This window comes from Wolbachia endosymbiont of Drosophila baimaii, from assembly GCF_028982185.1.
Lineage (GTDB): Bacteria > Pseudomonadota > Alphaproteobacteria > Rickettsiales > Anaplasmataceae > Wolbachia > Wolbachia pipientis.
In genome coordinates this window covers 1-12,235 of record NZ_JAPQLE010000122.1, presented here as the reverse complement: position 1 = coordinate 12,235, position 12,235 = coordinate 1, and the positions used below count along the sequence as shown (strand labels likewise).

Genomic DNA, 12,235 nt, shown 5'->3' with positions numbered 1-12,235 from the left:
ATTTATACCTCGCTATTACACTTAGTTTAGTATGGCTTTTTTTCCATTATTGTCTATCTGTTTGTTGTGCAGTGAGAATTGGTATTAGTATAACCTTCTCACTTCTATTGTCTATTTGTTTGTTATGTAATAGAAATTGGTATGAGATTGAAGAATTAAGTGTGAACGGTTACAGAATTTTTGCCAGGAGAAACATATAGTTGAAGTAATTCAGATTTGTAAGATATGTTTATCTGCAATTATAGCTTCAACAGTAGGCAATGTTGCTTTTAATTACCTCAACATTTTCTCTTGGCAATTCTTTAATGAACCGAGAAGTGCGCATCGGTTGCCACTGGTTGTTAATTTCCCTCCTATCTGCACATGAAATGATTAACCTTTCTTTGGCTCTGGTTATGCCAACATATGCGAGTCTCCTTTCTTCTTCTAAAGCTTTACCACTTTTGTCATCAAAAGATCTTTGATGAGGAAATAATCCCTCTTCCCAACCAGGTAGAAACACGCACGGGAATTCAAGTCCTTTGGCTGCATGAAGAGTCATAACATATACGGTGTCATCGTTATTCATATTATCCACTTCCATCACCAGACTTATATGCTCCAAGAAAGTTGTGGCATTATCGAAATTTTTTAAAGATGAGATGAGCTCTTTAACATTTTCTATTCGTGCTAAGCCTGTTACCTCCTCATTTTCAAGCATTTCAATATATCCTGATTGGTTTGCTACGATTTTAACGAATTCATGCAGTGGTTTTACGCTTACTATTTCTTCCCAAGCTTTAATTTTATTTAAAAAATCGTTGAGTGAGAGTTTAATTCTTTCGGTTACCTGATTACTATTAACTAATATTTTTGCTGCCTCAAAAAAAGAAATTTTGTTATCCTGAGCAGTCGTGTATATTTTCTTTAGAGTTGTAGCTCCTATGCTTCTTTTTGGCCGATTTACTATCCTTTCGAAAGCTAAGTCATCGTTATTGTTTGTAACAAGTCTTAAATATGCAATTATATCCCTGACTTCCTGACGTTCGTAGAATTTTACGCCACTTATAATCTTGTAGGGAATTGAATATTTTATAAAATACTCTTCCAGAACTCTAGTTTGAAAAGTGGCCCTTACCAGCACTGCAATGTCACTAAATCTGTATTTATTGAGCTTTAATATCTGTTCGCTTATGAACCTTGCTTCAGCTTTTCCGTCCCATAACTTTATTACGTTTACCTTTTCTCCTTCAATGTTTGTTGTCCACAATTTTTTTTCTAAGCGAGTCTTATTGTGATTGATAACATATGACGCAGTTGCAAGTATGTGGGATGTTGACCTGTAGTTACACTCTAGTTTAACGGTTTTTGCATTTTTAAAATCATCAGAAAACTTCAAAATATTTTCAACTTCTGCACCACGCCAACTATATATCGACTGGTCATCATCTCCCACACAGCAAATATTTGAGTGCTCTTTTGCAAGGTATTTTAGCCAAAGATATTGTATCGCATTTGTATCTTGATATTCATCTACCATGACATATTTAAACTTGTTTTGGTAGTAGGACAGAACTTCGGTCTTTTGATTAAAGAGTTGTATATTATATAGCAATAAGTCACCAAAATCGACATAGTTAAGGAATTTCAACCTTTCCTGATATTTGTGATAGACTTTGAGTGCAGTGACATATACTGGCCTAAATGATTGAATATCTTCCACTTCAGATGGCAATAAGCACTTCTCTTTCCATTGCTGAATAATATTCATAATGGTCTTACATTTTTCTGATAGGTAATCAGGGCTTATTTCATTAATAATATTTTTTATTACCTGTAATTGGTCATCCACACCAATGATTGTAAAATTGGGGTTTAAGCCCACAATTTCTGCGTGCAGGCGCAAAATTTTTGCTGCAATTGCATGGAAAGTGCCAAGCCATGGTATGTTTGTGCCCGTTAGCTCAAGTACCCTTGATACCATCTCATTTGCTGCTTTATTTGTGAATGTAACTGCTAATATCTCATCAGAATAAGCGTGACCGTTTCTAATTATGTGTGCTATTCTTGAAGTAATCGTTCTTGTTTTTCCCGTCCCGGCTCCTGCCAGTATCAAAACTGGTCCATCTATGTTAGTTACAGCTGATTGTTGTTCTGGATTTAGCAGTGAGAGATAATCGTTCATCGTAGCCCTATAGATTATAACTTCGTAAAGTTAAACCTATGATCGAAATATTGTAAAGGTTTTATTGAATAGAACAGTTAAAGAATGCTTCACTCAAGTACTACATATTTAAACGTAGGTTTTACATCTATTTTGTTTTAGTAGTTTCAGGTGTATGTCGAGTAACAACAACTTGATTTGAGGTATTGGCACCAGAACTTCTGCTTGTTGGGTGGATAAGTGGAGTTTGGAATGGCTTATATGTATGGTTTAGTTCCTTCATTTCTATTTCTTCAACTTCAACAAGGGGTTTTTCTTTTGGGGTATAGCGATTATGCGTTGCAGGTCGTTCAGTGAGATTTTCATATGTTTCTTTCAACCAAGTTCCGATATCATACATAAATCCACACGCTTTTTCTTTAAATTCTCTCAATGATCTACTGAAACTTGCTAGTGTGTTATTAAAGTAAATTGTCATATAGTCTCTTGTGGTGTATTGATAACTTTCTCCATCTAGTCTGCTACTTTGTGCGTTATACCAATTCTCATTACTAGTGAATCAAATAAGCGGCATTGCAGAGTTTTTTAATTGTGGAGTGAGAAAGAGAGGTAATAAATTTGCACAAAGCGCTCTCAAGCAAAGCAATTGTGTCGTAGATTTTGTTACGCAAAATGTTCTGTTTTATATATAACCAAAACCTCTCAACAGGATTGAGGTCAGGTGAGTATGGTGGTAGGTATATAATGTCGATATTTTTAGGTGCTTTTAAATTTTTTGACTTATGCCAACTAGCACAATCCATGATAAGAAATGCCTCCCTTGTTCCTAAATATTGTGACATCTGCTCAAGGAATATATTCATACAATCAGTATTGACGTTTGAGCTAGAACTTTCTCCATTTCTGGGATTAACTGCACTATAGAGATAAAAATTTTGCCTACCTAGTTTTACCTTAACCTGTGTCCTAATGCCTTTTTTAAACCACCCGTGTCCAATCTTTGAATGTGTGCCAAACCGCGATTCATCGAAGAAAAATAGCTCTTTTTCAGGATACATGACAATAGTTTCATTAAGATTTTTTTTTAAATTCCTCTTGGTTACTTTTATCTTGTCCGTTATGCACTGGTCTTGGTGTGATATATGAGAATTTCATTCTTTGCATATTACGGTGTACTGTAGATTTGCTGATATTCAAACCAAACTTTTCTTGAATTCTTATTTTCGTTTCTTTTATAGTAATATTGGGGTTTTCCTCTATCCACACCTCAACTTGTTCACGTTGACTTTGATTCAATATAGTTTTTCTACGGCGTTGAGGCGGAGCAAATAATTTTTCTTCTCTGCCAAATTTTAGGTGCTTTATCCATGCAGTAAGTGCCTTTCTTGAAATGCAGCATATCTTTGCTACGGCTGTTATACTGTGCTTTTTTGCTGCAATTACAGCATTTAGTTTTTTTGCAACATATGCGTTATTTCTTACTTTCTTCAGCATTTCTTTTGCTGATTCCACCACTTTTTCATCCAATAATTTTGATCTTAATGCCATTTAAACCTCGCTACTTTACTTACCTCAGTATGGCTTTTTTTCTATTATTGTCTATCCGTTACTTGTGTAGCGGGAATTGGTATTAGAACTATTGTTGCTTTTGAAATAACCAAATATGTTGTACATTTTGAGCTACCGCTGATTATTAATATACATATATTATGCATTAATAAATTAAAGTTGTCAAGAATTTTACTACTTGCACTCTGTAAAGTTTTTGTTGTGTACTTTGAACTTTGAGAAAAATGGACGCCTAAATTTGACAATTGTGAAAATATTAGTTAAAATTATTGTATGTTAAGTATAGTAAATAGGAGGAAATATGCCTACTAATTCTGATGAGCAAAGAAAACTTTCACTTGAAGAACGGATAGTTATTATGTCTTTAACATCTGTGGAAAAGTTAAGAATCCATAATGTTGAATCAGTTAAAAAAACGACTGACATAATAAGTTATTATGTTGAACAAATAAAGGAGCCCTCTGAGGAATTTATTAAGCAAATCAATGAGATACATACTTCATTTATGTGGGAACTTGATCGTCTTGATCATGATACCTTGAGAGAATACTTTAATGAAGGAGTAACAATAGATGCACTAAAAGAATATGTGTAATCTGTTGGACAATGCTTAGAATGCACTTCAAAGATTTTATATAAATTTGGTAAGTTAAATGATGAAGAAAAACAACAAGGTAGTGATTTAGTAGCAGAAAAACTTAAAATAATAGAAGAGATTTCACAAAAATCTAAAAGCAAACAAAATGCTCGTAGAGCTTATTGTGCTTTAGGTGGTGGTGCGGTGATAGGAGCAGCTATATCATACCTTGCAGGAGCCGCCACTTTAGCTCCTGCTATTGTTGCTGTTGCAGTATTTATTGCAGCCACTGTTGTTGGTGCACTGGTGGGTTATGGTATTGGAAAATTTTGTGAAAAGGTCAGTGAAGAGAAGCAAAAGGATCATAATGTGAGACGTGTACTGCAATTAAGAATGTCCTTACTCCTGAATGTTTAAAATCACAATCGCAAGTTCATCCATAAGGTAGGCATTTAGTATTGACTTCACCACGATAGTTACTTTAAATTAGTAACTATTGTTGCAGTTAAAGTATCGATGCCTTTTTTCTTTTATTTTTTTGCAATTCTTAGCATTTTATCTGCTGTATGCATAATTAGTGTAAGAAATCCTGTGCATGCAGTATTATTTTTAATTTTCACCTTCGTTAACTCTGCAGTGCTTTTTATTCTCCTTGGAGCTGAATTCATTGCTATGATGGTGCTGATAGTATACATCGGTGCGGTTGCGGTGTTGTTCCTCTTTGTAGTTATGATGCTCGATATTGACTACATAAGGTTGCGCCAGGGTTTTGCAAAGCATTGCACTCTTGGTGCTATGTTGTGTGTTGTGTTTTTTCTAGTCATCAGCTTTGTAATCCGCAGCTCAGCACCGAATATAAGCAATGTTATAAACTATAATACCAATAATGTGAAAGCTATTGGTAATTTGCTGTATACCGACTACATGTACGCTTTTCATCTTTCTGGTATTCTGCTGCTTGTTGCAATTGTCGGTGCAATTGCTCTTACTTTGCAGGACAAGAAAAAAGGAGTTAAAAAACAGAATGTATTAAAGCAATTGACACAATCTTCATCTGTAAAACTGATTAAGGCTAAATTTGGAAAAGGAGTAGAATGGAAATAGGATTAAATCACTTTTTGATAGTTGCTGCTGTTTTGTTCACTATTGGAGTGTGCGGTATTTTCATCAACCGTAAGAGCATAATCAATATATTGTTATCAATAGAAATATTATTGCTGGCAATTAATATCAACTTAGTTGCTTTTTCTGCCTTTATGAATGATATAGTTGGGCAAATTTTTGTGATGTTTGTGTTGACTGTTGCGGCAGCAGAGTCAGGAGTTGGGCTTGCAATATTGGTTGTATATTATAGAAGCCGTGGCAATATAGATGTTGAACAAGCAAATTTAATGAAAGAATGAAAGTATGATGGATATACTGAAATTAATAGTATTTTTGCCACTTTTTGGTTCGCTATTTGCAGCACTTTTTAGAAAAAGTCAGTTAGTTACAACGGCAGGGATTGGAATATCTGCAGTTTTATCTTGGTATGTTTTTCTCACCTTCTCTGAAAATTATCACTTGAGTTTATTTCCTTTGTTTTCATTGAGCATCTTAAAAGTAAATTGGGCAATTAGTGTGGATGCTCTCTCATCCTTAATGCTTATTGCTATTACCACCGTTTCACTGGTAGTACATCTCTACTCTATCGGTTATATGGAGCATAATAAGGGGAAGTCGAGGTTTTTTTCTTACCTATCGCTATTTACGTTTTGCATGATTGTGCTGGTTGTAAGCGATAATTTCGTGCAGCTTTTTTTTGGCTGGGAAGGGGTTGGCCTATGTTCTTATTTACTCATAGGATTTTGGTTCCAAAAATATTCTGCAAATAATGCAGCAATTAAAGCATTTGTTGTGAATAGGGTAGGAGACTTTGCACTATTGATTGGAATCTTTCTTATTTATTATACATTTCACTCTTTGAATTTTACTGAAGTTTTTGACACAACTGATCTTCTTGGCACGCAGAACATTAGGGCATTCTGCTGTGAATTCAAAGTAACTCATATAATATGCATATTACTTTTTATTGGCTGTATGGGTAAATCTGCACAGCTTGGTTTACATGTTTGGTTGCCAGATGCGATGGAAGGGCCAACTCCTGTTTCTGCACTTATTCACGCAGCAACGATGGTAACAGCAGGTATATTTTTAGTAGCAAAGTGTTCTCCATTGTTTGAGTTATCAAATGTGGCACGAGAATTAATAGTTATCGTTGGTGCACTTACTACTTTTTTTGCAGCCACCGTTGCGATTACTCAGAATGATATAAAAAAAATAATTGCTTATTCAACCTGCAGTCAACTTGGTTATATGTTCATGGCATGTGGGCTTTCTGCTTACAATGTTGCTATTTTTCATTTAATGACACACGCTTTTTTTAAAGCTCTACTATTTCTTGGTGCTGGCAATGTGATTCATGCAATGCATCATGAGCAAAACATTCAGAAAATGGGAAATTGCTGGAAGAAAATCCCTTGCACTTACGCTCTCATGTGGATTGGATCTCTTGCGCTTTCTGGGATATTCCCATTTGCAGGTTTTTATTCAAAGGATTTGATAATTGAACATGCTTATAGCACGGATAGCTTTGCTTTTGTAATAAGCTTAGTTGTTGCATTCTTCACAGCGTTTTACTCTTGGAGGTTATTGCTTCTTGTGTTCCACAGCCAAAAACAAAGTAAAATTAATATACATGAGGCACCAAAGATTATGCTTATACCATTACTGATACTTGCTTTTGGATCGGTATTTTCTGGAATATGGGGAGCAAATATTTTAAACATAACTAGTAATGCGTTTTGGAAATCAAGTTTAGTGATGATTGATGAGCATGGAGTTCATAATTTCTTTATAAAACTACTACCAACCTTGGCAAGCTTAAGTGGAATAGCACTTGCGTACCTAATTTACCAATATCAAGTAATTAGGCAAATTAAGAGTAAATTTTTACTTAAGTTTTTGCAGAATAAATGGTACTTTGATGAGGTGTATGAGTTTATTATAATTGTACCAATAAGGTTTATATCTAGGCTTCTATGGAAGTTTGATGTTAAGGCTATTGATTCATTCGGACCAAATGGTATTGTAAGGTTGGTTAATGAATGTTCAAAAAGTTCTATAAAGTTACAAACTGGTTATATATTTGATTATGCATTTATTATGTTTGTTACTTTAATAATTGGTGCTTTGTATATTATTGGAATTAAATAAAAAGTGTTGTTACTTAGTATATTCTTGCTTCCACTAATAGGAGCATTGATTTTATCCTCGATCAAGATTAATCATCAATCTATACACCTAAGGTTCCTTGCCCTATTTTTTGCTGTACTTCCATTTTTGCTTAGCATTGTAGCTTGTATAGAATTTGATTATAACAATGCGGACTTTCAGTTTGTCAGCTACCCAATTAGAAATATTGGAATAGGGATAGATGGTATATCGTTGCTTTTCCTTCTGCTTACAACTTTCTTGTTTGTAATTTGTATACTCTACAACTGCAAAATGAGTTATACAACCCTTAGGCCATATATGGCATTATTTCTACTGCTTGAGAGTTTTGTAGTCGGTTTTTTCGTTTCACTGAATGCTATAAGCTTTTATGTGTTTTTTGAAGCTGTTTTAATACCAATGTTCTTTATTATTGGCATTTGGGGAGGAAAGCAAAGGATATATGCGACGTTTAAGTTGTTTCTTTATACATTAACTGGCTCATTATTATTCCTACTTGGCTTGGTGTACATCTATAGCACTTTTGGGACGTTTAATATACAAAAATTAGCTACATTAGTGCCAAGCCTTGATCTTGAAGTGCAGTCATTGCTGTGGATTGCATTTTTTATTTCTTTTGCAATAAAAGTACCGATGTTTCCATTTCACACTTGGCTTCCTGATGCGCATGTGCAATCACCAACTTCTGGGTCTGTGATTTTAGCTGGCTTGCTTATTAAAATGGGGGGATATGGATTTCTAAGGTTTTCTATTCCAATGCTTCCTCAGGCAAATTTGTATTTTTCAAATTTCGTTGTTGTGCTGAGCATTATTGCGGTGATATATGCTTCTCTAGTTGCGTTTGCTCAAGATGATATAAAGAAGTTAATAGCTTATTCTTCAATAGCACATATGGGGATCGTTACTGCTGGCCTCTTTTCATTTTGTGAGGAAGGAGTACTCGGCGCTATATTCCAAATGATTAGTCATGGCCTTATTTCTGCTGCTTTATTTTTATGTGTTGGAATGCTATATACTCGAACTGGAACTTTGGAGATTGCAAAATATTTTGGCATAGTAAACACAATGCCAAAATTTGGTTTTATGTTCATTTTATTTTCAATGGCTTCAATAGGGCTACCTGGAACATCTGGGTTCGTAGGTGAGTTTTTGGCTATGGTTGGAATGTTTAAGAGCATAGGGTTTTTTACAGGATTTATCGCACTTGGCACTATTTTAAGCGCAGTTTATATGCTGAATTTATGTAAGCAAATAATATGGGGGGTTAGCTATTCTAAATTATTAAATAACCGCTTGGATAGCATAGAATTTTCTGTCTTAATTCTGCTTGCAGTGTTTGTTATTTTGCTTGGATTCTACCCAACCCTTGCACTGAATTATTTGAAGCCATGTATGGCAAATTTGTTAGTCAAATATAATGCACTATGAATTATATACAGATATTGCCGGAAACGTTCTCTATTATCTCCTCGTTAGTGTTGCTGCTGCTTGGGATTATATTTAACCGCCGAACTATCAACTTATTAGCACTTGGCTGCACAGTGGTAACTTTGATTATTTTAATTCTTTCGGCAGAAAACAATGAAATTTTTCTCTTTAATTCGTTGTTAAAACTCAATTTATATATCAGGTCAGCCCAAGGGTTAATTCTCAGCACAGGAATTTTAATACTTTTGATGCTGAATTTATCAAAATATGACTATAAATATGAATTTTCAATACTGATTCTTTTTGCACTGTTTGGCATGATAACTTTAGTTTCAGCAAATAGTCTGATTTCTTTTTACTTAGCTTTTGAGTTGATGAGCATATCTTTGTATGTTCTTGCGAGCTTTAATAAAGATTCGATTTATTCATGTGAAGCAGGAGTGAAATATTTTACACTCAGTGCATTATCTTCCTGCATTATGCTATATGGAATGTCGCTGCTTTATGGATATACAGGGCAGACCAATTTTTCTGAATTAAGTTCATTCTTGCAAAACCACCAGATAACTTATGGAATAGTTTTTGGGTTAGTCTTTGTCCTAATTGGTTTGTGTTTCAAGCTTGCTATTGCTCCTTTTCATATGTGGGCTCCAGATGTCTATCAAGGTGCACCTACCATAGTAACTGCGTTTTTTTCTACAGCTCCAAAAGCTGCACTTGTAACATTTTTAATTCGATTGATGAATGAAGAGTTAGTAAATGTAAAAAGTTATGTTCAGCCTATTTTCTTATACGTTTCAGCATTGTCTGTGCTTATCTCAGCTTTTGGGGCCTTACGTCAGCAAAACTTAAAAAGGCTGCTTGCTTACAGTTCAATTGGTCACATTGGTTTTATATTTGCTTCACTTTCTATTTTTACACAAGCAGGAACAGATAGTGCCTTAATGTATCTGGTTATATATATCATCACAAGCATAGGGCTATTCTCATATCTCGTACAAATTGACGATGACGATTGTGATATTGCAAACTTGTCTGGTATAGGGAAGAAACGCCCAATTGTAGCATTTCATCTTTCTGTGCTGTTACTCTCGATGTCGGGAATACCTCCACTTGCGGGTTTTATCGCTAAATTTTTTATATTCAAAAGTTTAATAAATTCTGGCTTTATCACCCTGTCTTTGATCCTTGTAATGGCAAGTGTTATATCGTGTTACTATTATCTAAATATCATAAAAGTTATGTATTTTGATAAAGCTAGTGGTAATAAGGTTGCTTATTCTAAAGGTCTATTCATTATCACTTCAGTGGCTTCGCTGATCAACCTCGTTCTTTTCTTGTACGTTTTACTCACTCATTGAACTAAAGGGCTGAAAAGGTGATCCCTGAGGGTTTTCATATTCATCATTACAAAGAAGTTTCAAGCACTAATAAGGAAGCGTTGGATTTAATTGATAAAGGAATATCAAATGAAACCGTTATTGTTGCTGATAAACAAACAGAAGGTAGAGGGCGTACTGGAAAAAGTTGGGTTTCTCCAGAAGGTAATTTCTATGCAAGTTTGATAGTAAACCTCTTTAACGATTATCTAAGTGAAAATCAGTTTTCGGTGTCATTCCAGCGCGTGACGCTGGAATCTAGAAAAAAAGAAGAATGGTCAAGCACACAACTGTACAAACGTTGTGGTATTCCCACCAAGGATGATGTCATCCCAGTGCCCAGACACTGGGATCCAGAAAACTTAATTACAAATGGGCACATCAGGCAACTGTGTAATAAGAACTGGATTCCAGTGTCACGCACTGGAATGACACCACATACCACCTGCAAATTGCAATGTTCGCATAGTTATGTGTCAAGCACTGGGGAAAATACTGGGATGACAGAAAGAGGTTTAATGAATCAAGTTAGCAAATTAACAGAATTGACTTTTGTGACTGCTCTTGCTGTCGGGAATACGTTACTATCATTTATAAGTGACAGTAACGTTCAACATAAATGGCCAAATGACATTCTAATCGATGGCAAGAAAATAAGTGGAATATTACTTGAAAAAAGATCCAATTCGAATTGGCTCATTATAGGAATTGGAATTAATGTCAATCATGCACCACTTCCAGGAACAATGTGCATTAGCAATTACGGTGAATCTGTGTCTAACATGGATCTGTTAAAGGAATTAATAATAAATTTTAATAAGCTAAGAAAGCAATGGCTATTTGATGGGTTTTATGCTATAAGAGAAATGTGGTTAAAAAAAGCATTCAAAATGAATGAGCAAATCAGTGTAAAGTTAGCTAACAAATTGTATGAAGGAATTTTTGCTGATATAGATAAAAGTGGTAAATTGGTGTTGCAGCAAAAGGATGGAAGCTTAATTTATTTTGATGCAGGTGAGTTATTTATTGGCAGTGCATTATGAATACATATGTAATTTTTGCTTACCTTATTAGTTTCACGCTGATTGCTGGAGAACTGATTTTTACCATTTCTTGCTATATTAAAAGTAAAAAAATCTTAGAAAGTCTTAAAAATAATAATGAAGAAGAAACATAAGCGATTACTTATAACTTCAGGAATTTTCTGCTTTTTAAGCTGCATAGCCTTTTTTATTTTAACAACGCTCAAAGAAAATATCTCATTTTTCTATACAGTAAGTGAGGCAATAGTTTTACCAAATAGTCAAAAGCCAATCCTTGTTGGTGGAATGGTTGTTGAAGATAGTGTGATACGGAGCGAAAGTGAAGTAGTTTTTCAAATGACAGATTTTAACAAAAGCGTTGTGGTAAAATACCAGGGAATACTTCCACCGATGTTTTCAGAAAAAAGTGGTGTTGTTGTGCAAGGTAAAATGTCTGATAATAATACCTTTCTTGCAGATACGGTGTTTGCAAAACATGATGAGAACTATATGCCGAAAGTTTTAAAATAGATTCCTTAATCTGGCTATATTGAAATAGTATGTAGAGAGAGTAACAGCCTAGAGACTATTACTCTTTCCAGTTTAACCCCAATCTGGTTCATTAATGGTATTGTTTTCTAATTCCTCTACTTTTGTCTGTAAGTTATTCAGGCTCTGTACTAAACCACTATTTTCATTACCAACCTTTGTAATTAGCTCGTCAAGCTTACTCCTTTCTTCTGTTAGCATGTCATTTATAGCTCTTTCCATAAAAGTCCGGATGTGGTAGGATAAGGATAGATGATGATAAGGAGGTTGAATGCCAGCAGCATATAGTTATGAT

14 protein-coding genes and 1 pseudogene are annotated in these 12,235 nt (G+C 34.6%); 11 read left to right on the top strand and 4 right to left on the bottom strand.

What is annotated here, in order from left to right; genetic code table 11:
- Positions 1–200, top strand: a 200-nt coding sequence (locus OZD66_RS04235; RefSeq protein WP_275022309.1) for a hypothetical protein, incomplete at its 5' end; no start/stop codon positions are given.
- Between the two features lie 47 nt (positions 201–247).
- Here OZD66_RS04235 and OZD66_RS04230 read toward each other — a convergent pair.
- The 3 genes and pseudogenes from OZD66_RS04230 to OZD66_RS04220 all read right to left on the bottom strand — a co-directional run bounded on the left by OZD66_RS04230 (position 248) and on the right by OZD66_RS04220 (position 3,691).
- Positions 248–2,164 (bottom strand): ATP-dependent helicase, encoded by a 1,917-nt coding sequence (locus tag OZD66_RS04230; protein ID WP_182367112.1) that lies wholly within the window; start codon positions 2,162–2,164, stop codon positions 248–250.
- A 127-nt stretch (positions 2,165–2,291) separates the two neighbouring features.
- A pseudogene (locus OZD66_RS04225) lies at positions 2,292–2,633 on the bottom strand (WD_0964 family protein); the annotation flags it as partial.
- A 61-nt stretch (positions 2,634–2,694) separates the two neighbouring features.
- A protein-coding gene (locus OZD66_RS04220) for an IS630 family transposase (RefSeq protein WP_182367114.1) occupies positions 2,695–3,691 on the bottom strand; the annotation gives its coding sequence in 2 pieces (ribosomal slippage) (positions 2,695–3,228 and positions 3,230–3,691; 996 coding nt in all).
- Between the two features lie 322 nt (positions 3,692–4,013).
- Here OZD66_RS04220 and OZD66_RS04215 point away from each other — a divergent pair.
- From OZD66_RS04215 to ccmE, 10 genes are all read left to right on the top strand, one after another.
- The gene (locus OZD66_RS04215; RefSeq protein WP_182367116.1) at positions 4,014–4,307 is read left to right on the top strand and encodes a hypothetical protein; all 294 of its coding nucleotides are present in this window, start codon (positions 4,014–4,016) and stop codon (positions 4,305–4,307) included.
- Between the two features lie 186 nt (positions 4,308–4,493).
- Positions 4,494–4,706 (top strand): hypothetical protein, encoded by a 213-nt coding sequence (locus tag OZD66_RS04210; RefSeq protein WP_182367118.1) that lies wholly within the window; start codon positions 4,494–4,496, stop codon positions 4,704–4,706.
- A 99-nt stretch (positions 4,707–4,805) separates the two neighbouring features.
- Entirely contained in the window at positions 4,806–5,393 is a 588-nt protein-coding gene (locus OZD66_RS04205; protein WP_182367120.1) for an NADH-quinone oxidoreductase subunit J, read from the top strand.
- Positions 5,384–5,692 carry an NADH-quinone oxidoreductase subunit NuoK gene (nuoK, locus tag OZD66_RS04200; protein WP_006012916.1) on the top strand — a complete coding sequence of 103 codons (309 nt, stop codon included), beginning with the start codon at positions 5,384–5,386 and terminating at the stop codon, positions 5,690–5,692. The genes OZD66_RS04205 and nuoK overlap by 10 nt, the downstream gene beginning before the upstream one ends.
- 4 nt (positions 5,693–5,696) lie before the next feature.
- Positions 5,697–7,544 carry an NADH-quinone oxidoreductase subunit L gene (gene nuoL / locus OZD66_RS04195; RefSeq protein ID WP_182367122.1) on the top strand — a complete coding sequence of 616 codons (1,848 nt, stop codon included), beginning with the start codon at positions 5,697–5,699 and terminating at the stop codon, positions 7,542–7,544.
- A 3-nt stretch (positions 7,545–7,547) separates the two neighbouring features.
- Positions 7,548–8,990, top strand: coding sequence for a complex I subunit 4 family protein (locus OZD66_RS04190; protein ID WP_182367124.1), 1,443 nt, complete (start codon positions 7,548–7,550; stop codon positions 8,988–8,990).
- Positions 8,987–10,351 carry an NADH-quinone oxidoreductase subunit N gene (locus OZD66_RS04185; protein ID WP_182367126.1) on the top strand — a complete coding sequence of 455 codons (1,365 nt, stop codon included), beginning with the start codon at positions 8,987–8,989 and terminating at the stop codon, positions 10,349–10,351. The genes OZD66_RS04190 and OZD66_RS04185 overlap by 4 nt, the downstream gene beginning before the upstream one ends.
- A gap of 17 nt (positions 10,352–10,368) precedes the next feature.
- Positions 10,369–11,412, top strand: coding sequence for a biotin--[acetyl-CoA-carboxylase] ligase (locus OZD66_RS04180; protein ID WP_182367128.1), 1,044 nt, complete (start codon positions 10,369–10,371; stop codon positions 11,410–11,412).
- Positions 11,409–11,546, top strand: a complete 138-nt coding sequence (locus OZD66_RS06080; protein ID WP_458695174.1) for a CcmD-like small membrane protein — start codon at positions 11,409–11,411, stop codon at positions 11,544–11,546. Before OZD66_RS04180 ends, OZD66_RS06080 begins: the two co-directional genes overlap by 4 nt.
- Positions 11,530–11,922, top strand: a complete 393-nt coding sequence (gene ccmE, locus OZD66_RS04175) for a cytochrome c maturation protein CcmE (protein WP_182367130.1) — start codon at positions 11,530–11,532, stop codon at positions 11,920–11,922. The genes OZD66_RS06080 and ccmE overlap by 17 nt, the downstream gene beginning before the upstream one ends.
- A gap of 72 nt (positions 11,923–11,994) precedes the next feature.
- Here the strand turns inward: ccmE and OZD66_RS04170 are convergent, their stop codons facing one another.
- On the bottom strand, positions 11,995–12,162 hold the full coding sequence (locus tag OZD66_RS04170; protein WP_275022296.1) for a hypothetical protein: 168 nt from the start codon (positions 12,160–12,162) through the stop codon (positions 11,995–11,997).
- Positions 12,163–12,235: the final 73 nt, after the last annotated feature.